Source organism: Nocardia sp. NPDC058658 (genome assembly GCF_042716665.1).
Classification (GTDB): Bacteria; Actinomycetota; Actinomycetes; order Mycobacteriales; family Mycobacteriaceae; genus Nocardia.
The window spans coordinates 274,832-290,781 of the sequence record NZ_JBHXRR010000002.1 but is presented as its reverse complement, the minus strand read 5'-3'; the positions used below and the strand labels follow the sequence as shown (position 1 = coordinate 290,781).

The window sequence follows — 15,950 nt, the reverse complement described above, 5'->3', positions numbered from 1 at the left end:
CGGCTGGGCAGCCTCGGGTCGGCGCTCAGGTGCTGAGCCGGTAGGACCACCCGTTGCTGGGGAGCGCGGTCGAGGTGTTGATGGTGTCCTCGGTGTCGTCGGACTTGCCCTGAGCCAGCAGTCCGTAAGGGTCGAATTCGCGTTTGGCGGCGATCTCTTTCGGGCCCCACGGCTTCATCCCGCCCGCACCCAGGACCGGGGTGTGGGAATTCGCGATGAACAACCCCGCCCGCTGCAACCGCTCGGTGACCTCGGCCAGCTGCTCCTTGCTCACGAATTCGAACACCGGTGAACCCTGGCAGGACAGGCCGCCGTCGATCCGCTTCATCTCCACGTGCAACGGGCCCAGCTCGGCGAATTCACGGTGGACGCCGACGATCGTCTCGTACAGGTTCTGCTGCGGGTACAGCGCCATCAGGCCGGTGAGCTTGTCGTTGTGGCGCTGGTAGCGCAGCATCGAATGCCCCCAGGTGAACTCGTACAGGGGCGCGCCGTAAGTGCCCTTGCCCTCGAGACAGCGGTAGCGGATCCGGCCGCCGTTGGCGTGCACCAGGTCCTCCACATTCGGCACGGACTGGACCGCCGCCATCAGCAGCACCATCGACTCGCCGTCGGGAATCAGCGCGGCCAGCTCGGGAAAGTACTGGGGGAGTGGATGTGCGTGCGGTGACACGACTTTCGTCACTATGCCGTCGCTGCTGCCGATATCGACCGAGAAGCGCGCCGCCTGCTCGAAATCCGGGAACGAGATGACCAGCTCGTGCCATTCCCAGGCCGGGGCCAGCGGCAGTTCGACCTCGGTGATGATGCCGTTCGCGCCGTACGCGTGGTGCACGGTGTTCACATCGCGCCCACGTAACTCGATCAGGCGCGGGTGCTCTTCGACCGTCATCACCTCCAGTGCGGTGATGTTGCCGGTGTCGCGCAGGATGCCCCAGCGGCAACTACCGATGCCCGCGTGCCCGCCCGCGATGTACCCGCCGACGGTGGCTTGACGCGCCGTCGACGGGTGCATGCGCAGCTCCCAGCCGGACGGGCGGATCGCGGCATCGATATCGGCGACCACGGTGCCGGTGAGCGCGCGCACCGTGGTCGGCAGGCGTCTGCCGGGCTCACCGTGCCAGCCGAGGACGCCGCTGAGCGCGGTGACGTCGACGACCGCGCCACCGCGCAGCGGCACACCCTGACCGAACTGCCCCGACCCCGCGCCACGCACGGTGATCGGGATGCGGTGGCGCGCGCACGCCGCCACCGCGGTGCGCAACTCGTCCTTGTCGCGCGGGGCGATGTAGATCTCGGCATTGCGCCCGCGCAGCAGATCGCGCAGCACCGGGCTCTCGGCGAACCGGTCGCGGCTCTTGGTGCGCAGCTTTCGGGTCTCGGTGGAGTAGGTGATGGGACCTAGATCGGCGCGCAGGCTCGTCAGCGAATCGGTAGGTGACATCGGCCGCACTCCGTTATGGTTCGAACTCTTCCGTGCGCCGCACGGATGGCGATCCATCATCGGACCCGCCGAGCAACAGCGTGCCCGACCAGTATTTCCTCGCGGTAAACCAGTCGCGCGGCCTATTCGGCGGTGTCGAGATCGGCGCGGGAGAGCGCGTCCTCCACGCGGCGGCGGGCGCCGGCGAGGTGTTGTTCGCAGCGGTTGGCCAGTGCTTCGCCGCGTTCCCACAGGACCAGCGAGTCGTCGAGGTCGAGGCCGCCCTGTTCGAGCATCTTCACCACGTTGATGAGTTCGTCGCGGGCGCGTTCGTAGCCGAAGGCCGCGATCTCGGCCAGGGTGTCGGTGTTCTCGGAACCGGCGTCGGCCACGGTCACTTCCTCTTCTCGTCGGTGGATTCGGGGGTCAGTCGTTGGGCGCCGAGTGCGGCGGCGGTGACGGCACCGTCGGCGACCCTGATGCGTAGCTGGCTGCCTGCGGGGGAGTCCTCGATCGAACGCACGACGTGTCGTTCGGGACCGGCGACGCGCTGCACGACAGCGTAGCCACGGGCCAGCGTGGCGGCCGGACCCACCGCGGTGAGCTTCTCGCGCAGATGCAGGGTGGTCGTCGACTCGCTGCGCAGGTGCTGTTCGATATTGCGCTGTGCTGCGGTGCGTAGTCGTTCGAGCTCGTCGTGGCGGTGGGTCAGCTCGCGCAGGGGGTCGGAAAGGACCGGGCGCGAACGTAATTGGGTGAGGGTGTGCGCTTCGCGCTGGACCCAGCCGCGCAGGGCGGCGGCGGACCTGGCGCGCATCTCGCGGACACCGGCCAGTTCGGCGGCGGCGTCGGGGACGATGCGTTTGGCGGCGTCGGTGGGGGTGGCCGCGCGCAGGTCGGCGACCAGGTCGAGTAACGGGTTGTCGGGTTCGTGGCCGATGGCGCTGACCACCGGGGTGCGGGCGGCGGCGACCGCGCGACACAGGGCTTCGTCGGAGAAGGCCAGCAGATCCTCGACGCTGCCACCGCCACGCGCCAGCACGATCACCTCGACATCGGCGTCGCGATCCAGCTCGGCCAGGGCTTCGAGCATCTGCGGCACCGCGGTCGGGCCTTGAACTGCCGTGTTGCGGATGACGAAACGTACTGCGGGCCAACGTTTCTGGGCTACCGACAAGACGTCACGTTCGGCCGCGCTCGCTCGCCCGGTGATCAGCCCGATCGTGCCGGGCAGAAACGGCAACGGACGCTTGAGTCGGGCATCGAACAACCCCTCGGCCGTCAACAGGGCTTTCAAGCGTTCGATCCGCGCCAGCAACTCCCCGATGCCGACCGCGCGAATCTCGGTGACCCGCAACGACACCGTGCCGCGGCCGGTGAAGAAGTGCAGCTTGCCGTAGACGACCACCCGGCTGCCCTCGGTCAACGGCACCGGCAGCTTGCGCAACAGCTCGGGATCGCAGGTCAACGACAGCGACATGTCCACCGAGGCGTCGCGCAGCACCAGAAACGCGGTGCGGGTGCCGGGACGCGCGTTGATCTGGGTGACCTGCCCCTCCACCCAGATACTGCCGAGCCGTTCGATCCACTGGGCGACCTTCACCGCGACCGAACGCACCGGGTACGGCTGCTCCGCCGAATTGGCGGCCGCGACGTCGTCCTGAGTCATACCGACAGTTCTACGCGGGGCCACCGACACAACCAAAAGGCGGCCGCGTCCTCGAAGGACACGGCCGCCTGGGATGAGGTCTGTTACTTCGCCTGGACGGTGGCGATGCGGTTGGTCAGCATCGTGACGAAGGGGGCGCGGGCGCGCGTCTGCTGTTCGAACTCCAGGAGCTGACCCAGCTCCTCGATAGTCAGCATGCGCAGGCGGGCGCGCAGCTGGGCCAGCGTCATCGCGGGGTAGTCGTAGCGGATCGCGACCTCGGGGGCGACGACCTCCTCGACGGCGGGCTCCGCGGCGGGCTCGATGACCTCTTCCTCGGTCTCGAGCAGCAGCAGCGACGCGGGCACGACCTTGCCGTTGGTCTGCGCGGGCTCTTCGAACAGGTCGAAGCGGCTGGCGTGGCCGTTGGTGGCAGGCGCGGGCTCGATGTCCTCGTCGAAGGTGGCCCACTCGGGCTGCTCGGCCGGGGCCGAACCCAGCCGTTCGAACACACCGTCACCCTTGAGCGCGAGACTGGTGACGAACTGCTGCACGTGCATCGTGGTCTGCAGCACGCGACTGAGCGCGGTGATCGGGAAATTGACCGCGGCGACGGGCAGTCGCCGGGTCTCTTCTAAGGCATAGACGGCGGCGCCGGCGGCCACCCTGGCCAGGAACGGAGGTCGAAACATGCCCCCAGCCTGCCCCAAACCGGGTGTGATGCAAAGGTCCAGGCCCCTGTTGTGTGACTTTCGCCCCTTGATCCGACCTGATCGGGCCCGTCGCGCGCACGTAAGCTGTGGGATATGACCTCGGCAATCCCCTTGAACGTCGGTATCACGCGCTCCGCGGGCGCGAATGCTGCCGGTGGCAAGCGCGTACTGCTGGCCGAGCCGCGCGGCTACTGCGCAGGCGTCGACCGTGCTGTCGAAACCGTGGAGAAGGCTCTCGAGAAACACGGCGCCCCGATCTATGTGCGCAAGGAGATCGTGCACAACCGCCACGTGGTGGAAACGCTACGTGAGCGGGGCGTGATCTTCGTCGACGAGACCGACGAGGTGCCCGAGGGCGCGCTGGTCGTGTTCTCCGCGCACGGTGTCGCCCCGATCGTGCACGAGACGGCCGCCGAACGGAACCTGCGCACCATCGACGCCACCTGCCCGCTGGTCACCAAGGTGCACCAGGAAGCCAAGCGTTTCGCCCGCGACGACTACGACATCCTGCTGATCGGCCACGAGGGCCACGAGGAAGTCGAAGGCACCGCCGGCGAGGCACCGGAACACGTGCAGCTGGTCGACGGGCCCGACTCGGTGGACAACGTGGTCGTTCGCGATCCGTCGAAGGTGATCTGGCTGTCGCAGACCACGCTCTCGGTCGACGAGACCATGCAGACCGTCGAGCGCTTGCGCGAACGCTTCCCGACGCTGCAGGATCCGCCCAGCGACGACATCTGCTACGCCACCTCCAACCGTCAGACCGCGGTGAAGGCGATGGCGCCGGAGTGCGATCTGGTGATCGTGGTGGGTTCGCGTAACTCGTCGAACTCGGTGCGGCTGGTCGAGGTGGCGCTGGGTGCCGGTGCGAAGGCGTCTTATCTGGTCGACTACGCCCGTGAGGTTGATCTCTCCTGGCTCGAGGGTGTGCAGACGATCGGCATCACTTCCGGCGCTTCGGTTCCGGAGATCCTGGTGACCGGGGTGCTGGATCTGCTCGCCGAGCACGGGTTCGGCGAGGTACAGCCGGTGACGACGGCCAACGAGACTTTGGTGTTCTCGCTGCCGCGCGAACTACGGCCGGCGCGCCGGGATGCAACCTCCCAGAGCTGAGCTCTGTTCCGCCTCTCCGCGGCTTCAAGCCAGGCTTGGGCGCGGGGAGGCTTGCGTCGGCGGCCAGACGGCGATTGTGGATGGGTTGGCCCGTACCCGGTGAGCTGCTCATCCGCCTCTCCGCGAACTTCAGCCAGATTCAGGTGCCTGGAGAGTTGGCGACGCGGCAAGCTTCGGCGTCGGGCCGACCAAGCCCGTACCTGGCGAGTTACCCATGTTCTTGCCGGATCCGTTCGTAAAAATCCCCGCCGTTCAGTGGCGGGGATTTTTTACACGTTGTCCGGGCGGCGGCGTTCTGTGCGGGAGGAGTCGGCGCGGTCGCGGTAGCGGACGTTCGGCTGGGGGTGTGGGGGTGCTTCGCCGCGGCGGCGGGGGACGCGGGCCGGTTCGGGTTCGCGGGGGGCTGCGGCGGCGCGGGCCGGGCGGGGTTCACCGCGTGCGGCGCGGGGTTCGCGAGGCCTGCCTGCGGCCGGAGCCCGTTTCGGGTCGGCGGGCCGGGCGGGGCGGCGAGCCGGGCTCGCCATGTCGACCTCGGTGTCGGGCTCGTCGAGGACCGCGGTGCCGCGGCGCGGGCGCTTGCGGGCGGCGGTGGCGAGGTCGGGGGTCGGTTCGGGGCGACGGCGCTTGGTCGGCTGACGTTCGGTCTTGGGTTTGGCGCGACGCTCCGATGCACCCGGACGGGCCGTCTGGGGCGTGCGCTTGGCGATCGCGATCCTGGCTCCACCGATCGCCAGGACCAGCACGGTCGCCAGCGCCATCGTCGGGAAGCGCTCCACCAGCGGGATGATCAGATTGATCAGCACTTCTTTGATCGAGAAGGCGGCGCGACCGCCCAGCATCTGGCAGGCCACCGGCACCGCGACGAACAACAGCAGCGGCGGCATCACCATGGTCGAGAACAGGCCGCGAAAGCGCACCGCGCAGACGGCGAGCACACAGCCGAGCACATACAGCGCCGAGAACGTGCCGGTCGGCAGGGACTCACCGCCGAACGCATCGATAAGGAACCCGACGCTCGTCGCACCCACGGCGAGCAGAATCGCGGCCCAGGCGGGGATGCCGGGTACCGAGGGCACGATCGAACGTTGCGGCGCGGGCACCCGGGGTCGCGCACGTTGGGAAGCAGCCACACTATGACACTAACTGCACATCGCCCCCGTGGGCGCCACGGCACGAGGATCTCAGAGGCGATCCTCAGCGTCCGCCAATGCCACCACACGCGGCCGGGCCTCGGTCAGCCGGATTGCCGGGAGCTCGGAATCGGCGATCCCGAGATCGTGCATCCGGCGCGCGGTGACCATCACCCGCGACTCCACCGAACCCACCGTCGCGTTGAAAGCAGCTACGGCCTTACCGAGATTCACGCCCAGATTGTCCAGATGTTCGGCGACCTTGCCCAGCCGGGTGTAGAGCTCCTTGCCCAGTTGCTGCACCGTTGCCATGTCGCGGGACAGCGCTTCCTGTCGCCAACTGAACGCCACGGTGCGAAGCAGCGCGATCAAGGTAGTGGGGGTTGCCAGAATCACGTTCCGGCCGAACGCGTACTCCAAGAGGTCGGCGTCGGTGGTGAGCGCGGCATCGAGGAACGGGTCGCCGGGCACGAACAGCACCACGAACTCCGGGGCCGGGTCGAAGGCCGCCCAGTACGCCTTGTCGGCCAGTTGGTCGACGTGGGCGCGCAGGTGTTTGGCGTGGCGGGCCAGCAATTGGGTGCGCGCGCTGGGGTCGTCGGTGGTCGCCGCGTCCAGATACGCCGAGAACGGCACCTTCGCGTCGACGACGATGTGCCTGCCACCGGCCAGCCGCACCACCATGTCGGGGCGGACCACGCCGCGATCGTCGCCACCGGGCCGCGACACCTGAGTGTCGAAATCGCAGTGCCGGGTCATGCCCGCGAGTTCCACCACGCGTTCCAACTGGATCTCGCCCCACCGTCCGCGCACCTGCGGCGCCCGCAGCGCGGCGACCAGCTGACCGGTCTGATCCGAGAGCCGATGCGAGGTGCGTTGCATGCCCGCCACCTGCTCGCGCAGCCCCGAGTAGGCGTCGATGCGGTGGTGCTCGACCTGCCTGATCTGCTGCTCGAGGGCTCCGACCGCATCGCGCAGCGGATCGACCATCGCACCGATCGCGGCCGAATGCCTGCGCGCCGCATCCTCATTGGCCGCGTGCAGCGACCGCTGCAGCAACTGTTGATTGTCCTCGGCCGCGGCTAACCGGGCCTCGGCGGTCGCGGCACGTTGCCCACCACGGGCCGAGTGCCCCAACCAGCCCAGACCGAAGCCTGCGGCGAAGACGAAGACGAGCGCGACGAGCATCGAAGCGGTCATGACGGCGATACTGCCCGAGGCCACCGACAAGTTCGCAATTCCCCGGCAAACCGGGCCTTTCCGCGGCGGGCGCGCCACGCCGGTGAATTACACGCGTGTGGTGCGTCGATTGAATTCTGTCGGTGGTCTGCCCTACGGTTCGCGACATGCGGATCCTGCACACCTCCGACTGGCACATCGGGCGCACCTTCCACGGTGTCGACCTGCTGGCCGATCAGGCGCGCGTGCTCACGGCGATCGCGGAGCTGGTCGCGCGCGAATCCGTCGACGTGGTGGTGGTGCCCGGCGACATCTACGACCGCTCCATCCCCAACGCCGATGCCATCGGAGTCTGCAATCGCGGCTTCGAGGCGATCCGGGCCGCGGGCGCGACGATCATCGCCACCTCGGGCAATCACGATTCGCCCGCCCGGCTCGGTGCCGGGGCCAGTTTCGCCGCGGCCGGTGGCTTGCACCTGTGCACGAGGGTCGCCGATGCAGGTCGGCCGATCGTGCTGGCCGATACCGACGGTGACGTGGCCTTCTACGGCATCCCGTATCTGGAACCGGAGATCACCCGCGTCGAACTCGGTGTGCCGCAAGCGCATTCGCATGCCGAAATCCTCGATGCGGCGATGGAGCGGATTCGCGCCGATATGGCGGGCAGGTCCGGCGCGCGCACGGTGGTGCTGGCGCACGCGTTCGTGATCGGCGGCGAGGCGACGGGTTCGGAACGGTCCATCTCGGTGGGCGGTGTCGAAACGGTGCCGATGTCGGCCTTCGGCGGCATCGACTATGTGGCGCTCGGGCACCTGCATTCGCCGCAGACGCTGTCGGATTCGGTGCGCTACAGCGGATCTCCGCTGCCGTACTCGTTCGGCGAGAGTTCGCATCGCAAGGCGGTGTGGATCATCGATCTCGATGCGTCCGGGCTGTCGGCGGTGCAGCGCCACGATCTGCCGCTGGTGCGCGGGCTCAGCAGGCTCACCGGGACCCTCGAATCCTTGCTCGCCGACTCCGAATTCGATGCGGCCGAACAGCATTACGTCTCGGCCACACTCACCGACACCACCCGGCCGGTGGACCCGATGCGTAAGCTGCGCGGGCGGTTCCCGCATGCGGTACATGTGGAATGGGCACGGCCGGAGGGCAATCCGGAGCTGCACTACCGCGAGCGGGTGCACGGGCGACGCGATGCGGAGGTCGCGGCGAGCTTCCTGACCGACGTGCGTGGCACACCGAGCAAGGGGGAGGTGGCATGGGTGGAGCGGGCGCTGGCCGCCGCGGTGCGCGAAAATGACTCGGTACCAGCCGAATCCGGCCATGAGCAGACTGTGTCGGAGTTGACCGCGTGAGGCTGCACCGGCTCGAACTCACCGCGTTCGGCCCCTTCGCCGAGACCACCGTCGTCGACTTCGACGCGCTCGGTGCCGACGGGCTGTTCCTGCTGCACGGGCACACGGGCGCGGGCAAGACGACCATCCTCGACGCCATCGCCTTCGCCCTCTACGGCAAGGTGCCCGGTGCGCGTGGCGAGAGCAAGCGCCTGCACTCCGATCATGCGGATCCACAGACGCCGCCGAAGGTCGTGCTGGAGGCCACGCTCGGTGGTCGCCTCCTGCGTCTGACCCGGTCACCCGAATACGAGCGTCCGAAGAAGAACGGCACCGGCACACGGCTGCTGCAGCCCCAAGCCACCCTCGCCTGGCTCGACGGCAGCGGCGAAAACCTTTCGCGCATCACCGATATCGGCGACGAGGTGCTGCGACTGCTCGGCATGAGCGCCGACCAGTTCTTCCAGGTGGTGCTGCTCCCACAGGGCGATTTCGCCAAGTTCCTGCGCGCCGAGAACGAAGACCGCGAGAAGCTGCTCGAAAAGCTCTTCGACACCCAACGTTTCGGCACCGCCGAACAGTGGCTCTCGGACCGCCGCCGCGCCGCCGCGGCCGATCTGGAATCCCGCAAACAGGGCATCGACCGCCTGATCACCAAGGTCGGCATGGCCGGTGGGTACGGCGGCGCGGAATCGGTCGGCGTCCTCGACGCGGTGAGCTGGTCCCAGGAACTGCTGGCCACCGCACGGACCGAACTGGCCGAGGCGACAACGAATGCCGAACTGCGCCAGAAGGAATCGGCCGAAGCCCGCACCGAAGCCGAAGAACAACGCCGCATCACCGACCTGCACGCCCGCATGGCGGCGGCCCGCGCCGAACTGGCTACGTACACCGAATCAGCGCCTCGCCGCACCGAACTCGAACGCGAACTCGCTCAGGCCCGTCGCGCCGAACCTGTCGTCCAAGCCATCGACGAAGCCCGCTCCGCGGTCCGCGCCCTGCGTCGCGCGCAGAGCGCTACCCGCAGCGCCGCTGCCGAACTCGCTGATCAACTGCTGGCACCGGCGGCCGCCGACATCACAGGTGTCGACCTGCTGGCCGTGGTGACGAACGAGCCGATCGACCCGAGTGGTGGGAGCCCGGACGGCGCAGGCACCGGTCACGGCAGGCCCGACCAGCACCTTGGTAAGCCGGGCGGCGAAGCGGTATCCGGGAGCGGTCACGGCAGGCTCGAGCAGCATCTCGGTAAGCCGGGTAGCGAAGCGGTATCCGGGAGCGGTCACGGCAGGCTCGAGCAGCATCTCGGTAAGCCGGGTAGCGAAGCCGAATCCGGTGCCGGCCGTGAATCGAACTCTGGCGGTGACGGGTCGGGGCACCGCTCGGCGTCGAGCGCAGGCGTTGTGGATGTTCGAGGTGATCTCGATGCGGCTGTCAGTCAGTGGAATTCGCTGCTCGGGGTGCTCGGGGAGGTGCGGGCCGACGCGGTGACCGCGCGTCGGCTCGCCGACGAACTCGCCGCGCACGAGAGTGCATCCGCACGGCTCACCCAGCGCTCGGCCGAACTGGGTAAGCGACGGCTCGAACTGCCGACGGCGATCTCCTCCGTGCAGGAACAATTGCGCGAGGCCACTGATGCGGCCGCCGCGCTGCCCGGGATTCGCAACGAGCTGAGCAAGTGGCAGGACTCCGCCGCCGCCGCGGTCGAAATAGCCCGGCAGCGACCGGCTTTGGACAAGGCGCAGGCCGAATTCGATGCCGCGCGCCGCACCCACCTCGATGCCAGGGAACGCGTGCTCGACCTGCGTGCCCGCCGTCTCACGGGCATGGCCGCCGAACTCGCGGGCGCGCTGACCGACGGCGCACCGTGCGCGGTCTGCGGTTCCGCCGACCACCCCGAACCGGCGCAGCCCACCGATGACGCGGTGTCCAAGGACGCCGAGGACACCGCGCACGCCGCCGAACAAGCCGCCGAGGCCGCACGGGACCGCATCGCCGACCACATCAGCGTCATCGAACGCGAGATCGAAGCGCTGACCGCCCGCGGCGGCGACGCCGACCCCGTCACCCTCGCCGACGCCGTCCGCACCGCCACCCACCGCTTCGACGACACCGCCGAAGCCGCCGAGCGGACCTCCGCCCTGACCACCCGCCTCGAGGCCCTTCGCGCCGAGGAAACCGCCCTCCACGACCAGTCCCGCGACCTCGACGCCCGCCTCGCCACCGTCACCACCACTATCACCGCTACCCGCACCCGCCTCGACGAACTCACCACCCGCCTGCGCACCGCCGCGGGCGCCGACACCACCGTCGAGGCCCGCACCACCCGCCTCGAATCCCTCATCACCGCCGCCACCACCCTCCGCACCGCCCGCACCGACGAATCCGCCGCCCACGACGCCGTCCACACCATCGCCACCCGCGTAGAAAACCTTTCCCGCACAGCAGGTTTCGTCCCCGCAGGCTATGAGGCCCCCGACACGACGACCTCCGCACACGACGGACCATCGGCTGACGGGGGTGAGGACACCGACGCCGCGACGGCTGATGCCGTGACCGCTGATGCCGGGACCGCTGATGCCGCGACGGCTGATGCCGGGACCGCTGATGCCGCGACGGCTGATGCCGCGACGGCTGATGCCGGGACCGCTGATGCCGCGACCGCTGCCGCCAGGACCGCCGGTGTCGGGATCGCTGCCGCCAGGACCGCCGGTGTCGGGATCGCTGACGCCGGGACCGCGGGTATCGGGATCGCTGACCCTGGGACCGCCGACGCCGCGACCGCGGGTGCCGGGACGACCAGCGCCGCGACTGGTCCCGCGACTTCCGCTGACGCCACGACCGCGACGGCATGTGTCGAGCCGTCCAATGGCACGGCCGCGCGTGAGGGGCGTCCGCGCACAGTTCGGGCCGAGCCTGAAATGCCTAGTCTGTTCGACCTTTTCGATGAGGATCCCACTGGCGAGGAACCTGTCGACGAGGATCCCGCCGACGAAGTCCCTGCGGCCGAGCCTGCAGCGCCTCGTGACGACATCGCACTGCTGACCGCCTACGCCCAGGTCGTCACCGCCGTCGCGCGGACCGCGCAGCAGCAGGCCGCGATCGAAGCCGAACTCACCGGCGCTGACCGGGCTCGTGCGCATGCCGAGGCGGTGCTCGCCGAACCGCAGATCCGGGCCGTCGCCGAGCAGATCCCGGGTGATCTCAACGCGCTCGAGCAACGCTTCGTCGAAGCTCAGCGCGCGCTCACCGCGGCGGTGGCCGCCCAGTCGGCGGCCGCTGAGCGGGTCGGCCAGCTCGAACAACTGGGTACGCAACTGTGGGGCGAGGTCGAGCGGATCGCGCCCAAGCAGCGTGATTTCGACGAGTTGGCGGCGCTGGCAGAAGTGGTCGCGGGGCGTGGGGAGAACAACAGGCGAATGTCGTTGCGGTCCTATGTGCTTGCCGCTCGGCTCGAAGAAGTCGCCGTCGCGGGGTCGTTGCGTTTGCGTCGAATGTCTGGTGGCCGTTACGAGTTCGTCCACTCGGACAAGGCGGGCCCGCGCGGCAGGCGCGGTGGCCTCGGCATCGACGTCCGTGACGACTACACCGGCGCCATCCGCTCCGCGAAAACCCTCTCCGGCGGCGAAACCTTCATGGCCTCATTGTCTTTGGCCCTCGGCCTCGCCGATGTGGTCGCCGCCGAAACCGGCGGCCTGGTCCTGGACACCCTGTTCATCGACGAAGGCTTCGGCAGCCTCGACGCCGATACCCTCGACGCCGTCATGGGAGTCCTCGATGAACTCCGGGCCGGTGGGCGGGTGGTCGGCGTCGTCAGCCACGTCGACGAGATGCGCCAACGCATCCCCAGTCGCCTCCACGTCCTGCGCGGCCGCACCGGCTCCCACCTCGAGGCCACGGTCGCGTAGCCGGAAGGCGCGCGGGATCGGTCAGCGGCGGACCGGCGTAATCACGCAAGCGGGCTTCCTGGAATCAGTTTTCTGACTATTTCTGAGCCGTTTGCGTGATTTCGCCGGATGTCGGCCGAGTATCGACGTCCGGTTGCCCGGATCCGACGTGGAGGGGCGTGAACCCGGGCAGCTTTCCGTCGACGAGCGGGATCATCAGCTGGACCAGCGGCCCGATCCCGAACGCGTAGACCAGCGTGCCGACCCCGACGCTGCCACCGAGGAACCATCCGGTGGCCAGCACCGTGACCTCGATACCGGTACGAACCGACCAGATCGGCCAGCCGGTCCGCGCGACCAGTCCAGTCATCAGTCCATCACGCGGCCCCGGACCCATGCCCGCACCGATGTAGAGCACCGTCGCCGCGGCATTCACCACCACGGCCCCGCCCATCGCCAGCACGCGCAGCCACAGGCCGTCCACCGCGGGGATCAACCACAACCCCACATCGACCGCGATCGCGATCACCACCACATTGCTGATGGTTCCGAGCCCCGGCCGCTGCCTTAGCGGAATCCACGCGAGCAGCACGGCGATCCCGGTCAGCGCGGTCACCACGCCGAAACTCAACGGCACATGCGCGGCAACCCCCTGGTGGAACACATCCCACGGATCGAGCCCGAGGCCCGCACGGATCATCACCGCCATGGAGGTGCCGTACAACCACAAACCGACATACAGCGCGACCAGGCGACGAGTGAGCATAGGTAACAGAGTCCGGCCTACTGGACCTGAAAAAAAGAGCCAATCAGTTATCACTGGCCTGATTGCAGGCTCAGGCGCTGCGAGTCGCACTCCTCGACCGTCGAACCTGAACGCTGCGGTCCGCAGCGCGGTCACCCCTCGTGCGTGAGCAACCAGGCCTTGGCCTCGAGTCCCCAGCGGAACCCGCCGAGCGCCCCGCCGATCCGCAGCACACGATGGCACGGCACGAACAGCGCGGCGGAGTTGCGTGCGCAGGCGTTGGCCGCCGCTCGCGTGGCCGCCGGACGCCCGGACAGTCCGGCGAACTCGGTGTAGGTCACCGGCTCGCCGGCAGGCACCTTGCGCAGCACTTCCCACGCGTGGACCAGGAATTCACCCGACTGCTGCCGCACGGGAATCGCATCGATCGCGGTCAGATCGCCCGCGTGATAGTCGACGACGGCTGTGGTGACCGCGCCGAGCGAATCCCGTTGCCGCAGTTCGGTCGGGCGCAAAGTGGCATGGATCAGGCCGGTCAGCGTGGACGCGTCACCGGTCCAGCCGGAAGCGAGCACGGCGCCGTCGGTGTCGACGATGGTGGTGAACGGGCCGATCGGGGTGTCGACGGTGGCGACATCGGCGAGACGAAGAGTGCTGTCAGACATGAGTTTTCGCTTTCTGGCTAGAAGGTTCGAGCGCGCCACGATGTTCGAGCGCGCCACGATGTTCGAGCGCGCCACGATGTTCGAGCGCGGTCTTCCACAGGTGCATGGACAGGTAGGAACGCCAGGGTGCCCAGCGGGCGGTCGTGCCGAGATCGATGTCCGCCAGCGCCGCACCCTGGCGAACCACCAGGTCGGTGTCGAGCAGGATGTCGGGATCGGCCAGCGATCGCATGATGACGTAGTCAGCCGTCCACGGCCCGACACCGTCCAGCGCGAGTAGGTCGCGCCGCAGGTCGGCCGTGGTGCGGCCGGAGTGCAGCACCAGCTCGCCGTCGGCGATAGCGCGCGCGGCGGACACGATGGCGCTCACCCGGCGCGCGGGTCCGGTCAACACCTCGGCACCGTGTTCGGCGATCGCCTCAGCAGTCGGAAACAGTCGCGGTACCGGCCCGTCGATCGGCTCGCCGAGCGCATCGACCAGCCGCGCGATGTGCGTTCCCGCCGCCCGCACGGAGATCTGTTGCCCGATCATCGTGCACAGCAACAACTCCGAGCCCTCGAGGCAACCCGGCACTCGAATCCCCGGCGTGAATCGCGCGACGGCATTCGCAACCCCCGTGGCGTCCGATTTTTCCGCGGCCCCACGCGAGCCCGCGATGCCGGGCGTCCGGCGGCCACCGGGGACGCCGTCACTCGCTGTGTCAACGCCGCCGTGATATCCGGCGCCGCCCGCCCGGCCGATGCCGAGGGCCGCATCGATCCCCATCGGATCGGCGTCCAGATCGAGCAGATGCCGCACCCGTGCCACGGTCGGCGCCAGGTCGCGCATATCCCGCAAAGCCAACTCCGCCCGCACATGCCCCGGCTGGAACGACAGCCGCACAGTCGCGTGCCCGTGCGGAGTACGCAGGCTGCGCGTGTAGACGCCGTCCTCCCACAGTTCCGTCCCCGCCACCGCGTGCGCCGAGAGGAACCAGCTCAGCCAGCCGGTATCGAGTGGCTCGCGATACGGCAGCCGCAGGGTCAGCAACCCGGGCGTGCCCGGCGCGACCACATCGGCGCGCGGCGATCGGCGCAACTCGGTGCGCATCGTCGACGGACTCACCGCGAACACCTCGCGCACGGTGTCGTTGAACTGCCGAATACTCGCGAACCCCGCCGCGAACGCGATATCCGACATCGGCATCTCGGTGGTCTGGATGAGCAGCCGCGCGGTGTGCGCACGATGCGCCCTGGCCAGGGCAAGGGGCCCGGCCCCGAGTTCGGTGGTGAGCACCCTGGTGAGCTGACGCTGCGAATAGCCGAGGGTGGCGGCCAGCCCCGGCACCCCACCCCGCTCGATCACCCCGTCGCCGATCAACCGCATGGCCCGCGCGGCCAGATCGGCCCGCACATTCCACAGCGGCGAACCGGGCGCGGCATCGGGCAGACACCGTCGGCAGGCGCGATAACCGGCCTGCTGGGCCGCCGCCGCGGTGGGCAGGAACGACACATTGGCGCGCTTGGGCGTGATCGCCGGGCACGAGGGCCTGCAGTAGATGCCGGTGGTGCGGACCGCGGTGAAGAACTGCCCGTCGAAGCGGGAGTCACGGGTGGAGACCGCCCGGTAGCAGCCCTCGAAGTCCAAAGCAGTGATGGTCACGAGTTCCACAATGGCACCCGCCCGGACGGGGTGCTAGCGGAAATCGGCCACCTATCCGACGGGGTGTCAGCAGCAGCGGTTGGTGGGATTGCGTTCGGCCTCGGCGTAACGCTCACGCCAGTAGTCGCGCACAGTCGGCACCGGGGCGTCCGGGTGGTTGCGGCGCAGATGGTCGACGTAGCGTTGATAGTCCTGGCCGCCGTTGATCGCGCTGTACCAGTGGGCGACTCCGCGCGCTACCGCCCACGCTCGACCGAGAACCACCCGCAGGCGAGGCGCCATGGAGGCGGCCGAGCTCGCGGTGGTCATCGAATCTGTCGTATCGACCGGCCCGGTGGGGTCGGTTATCACCGCAGTGGTGGGGGGGGGGGGGGGGGGGGGCGCGGCGGGCGCGGCCACGGGGGGCGGTCACACCGGGGATAAACGCACACAGGCCCCCGACCCGCCCCCCGCACCGGCCACCGCGGATAACAT

Annotated in this window: 13 protein-coding genes; 3 read left to right on the top strand and 10 right to left on the bottom strand. The window is 69.0% G+C overall.

What is annotated here, in order from left to right; genetic code table 11:
* Positions 1 to 25: 25 nt before the first annotated feature.
* The 4 genes from ACFWUP_RS06630 to ACFWUP_RS06615 all read right to left on the bottom strand — a co-directional run bounded on the left by ACFWUP_RS06630 (position 26) and on the right by ACFWUP_RS06615 (position 3,763).
* Positions 26 to 1,444, bottom strand: a complete 1,419-nt coding sequence (locus ACFWUP_RS06630) for an FAD-binding oxidoreductase (protein WP_379231461.1) — start codon at positions 1,442 to 1,444, stop codon at positions 26 to 28.
* A gap of 122 nt (positions 1,445 to 1,566) precedes the next feature.
* Positions 1,567 to 1,821, bottom strand: a complete 255-nt coding sequence (locus tag ACFWUP_RS06625; RefSeq protein WP_379231459.1) for an exodeoxyribonuclease VII small subunit — start codon at positions 1,819 to 1,821, stop codon at positions 1,567 to 1,569.
* The gene (xseA, locus tag ACFWUP_RS06620; protein ID WP_379231457.1) at positions 1,818 to 3,092 is read right to left on the bottom strand and encodes an exodeoxyribonuclease VII large subunit; all 1,275 of its coding nucleotides are present in this window, start codon (positions 3,090 to 3,092) and stop codon (positions 1,818 to 1,820) included. Before xseA ends, ACFWUP_RS06625 begins: the two co-directional genes overlap by 4 nt.
* 83 nt (positions 3,093 to 3,175) lie before the next feature.
* Positions 3,176 to 3,763, bottom strand: a complete 588-nt coding sequence (locus tag ACFWUP_RS06615) for a lipid droplet-associated protein (RefSeq protein ID WP_379231455.1) — start codon at positions 3,761 to 3,763, stop codon at positions 3,176 to 3,178.
* Between the two features lie 114 nt (positions 3,764 to 3,877).
* Between ACFWUP_RS06615 and ACFWUP_RS06610 the strand changes: the two genes are divergently transcribed.
* The gene (locus tag ACFWUP_RS06610; RefSeq protein ID WP_379231453.1) at positions 3,878 to 4,897 is read left to right on the top strand and encodes a 4-hydroxy-3-methylbut-2-enyl diphosphate reductase; all 1,020 of its coding nucleotides are present in this window, start codon (positions 3,878 to 3,880) and stop codon (positions 4,895 to 4,897) included.
* A 269-nt stretch (positions 4,898 to 5,166) separates the two neighbouring features.
* Here ACFWUP_RS06610 and ACFWUP_RS06605 read toward each other — a convergent pair whose 3' ends face one another.
* Positions 5,167 to 6,027, bottom strand: a complete 861-nt coding sequence (locus tag ACFWUP_RS06605; RefSeq protein WP_379231451.1) for a DUF6542 domain-containing protein — start codon at positions 6,025 to 6,027, stop codon at positions 5,167 to 5,169.
* Positions 6,028 to 6,078: 51 nt separating this feature from the next.
* Positions 6,079 to 7,227, bottom strand: a complete 1,149-nt coding sequence (locus tag ACFWUP_RS06600) for a DNA recombination protein RmuC (protein ID WP_379231450.1) — start codon at positions 7,225 to 7,227, stop codon at positions 6,079 to 6,081.
* A 146-nt stretch (positions 7,228 to 7,373) separates the two neighbouring features.
* Here ACFWUP_RS06600 and ACFWUP_RS06595 point away from each other — a divergent pair, with 146 nt between their 5' ends.
* Together ACFWUP_RS06595 and ACFWUP_RS06590 are read left to right on the top strand one after the other, a co-directional pair.
* Positions 7,374 to 8,561, top strand: a complete 1,188-nt coding sequence (locus tag ACFWUP_RS06595) for an exonuclease SbcCD subunit D (RefSeq protein WP_379231448.1) — start codon at positions 7,374 to 7,376, stop codon at positions 8,559 to 8,561.
* Positions 8,558 to 12,445: an AAA family ATPase gene (locus ACFWUP_RS06590; RefSeq protein ID WP_379231446.1), complete on the top strand. Its 3,888-nt coding sequence runs from the start codon at positions 8,558 to 8,560 to the stop codon at positions 12,443 to 12,445. Before ACFWUP_RS06595 ends, ACFWUP_RS06590 begins: the two co-directional genes overlap by 4 nt.
* A gap of 76 nt (positions 12,446 to 12,521) precedes the next feature.
* Here ACFWUP_RS06590 and ACFWUP_RS06585 read toward each other — a convergent pair whose 3' ends face one another.
* The 4 genes from ACFWUP_RS06585 to ACFWUP_RS06570 form a co-directional block, all read right to left on the bottom strand.
* A complete protein-coding gene (locus ACFWUP_RS06585) occupies positions 12,522 to 13,190 on the bottom strand; it encodes a YitT family protein (protein ID WP_379231444.1) in 669 nt (222 codons plus the stop codon).
* A 131-nt stretch (positions 13,191 to 13,321) separates the two neighbouring features.
* Entirely contained in the window at positions 13,322 to 13,834 is a 513-nt protein-coding gene (locus ACFWUP_RS06580) for a methylated-DNA--[protein]-cysteine S-methyltransferase (RefSeq protein ID WP_379231442.1), read from the bottom strand.
* A complete protein-coding gene (locus tag ACFWUP_RS06575) occupies positions 13,827 to 15,485 on the bottom strand; it encodes a DNA-3-methyladenine glycosylase 2 family protein (protein WP_379231440.1) in 1,659 nt (552 codons plus the stop codon). The genes ACFWUP_RS06580 and ACFWUP_RS06575 overlap by 8 nt, the downstream gene beginning before the upstream one ends.
* Before the next feature lie 57 nt (positions 15,486 to 15,542).
* Positions 15,543 to 15,758, bottom strand: a complete 216-nt coding sequence (locus ACFWUP_RS06570) for a YbdD/YjiX family protein (RefSeq protein WP_379231748.1) — start codon at positions 15,756 to 15,758, stop codon at positions 15,543 to 15,545.
* Between the last annotated feature and the right edge of the window lie 192 nt (positions 15,759 to 15,950).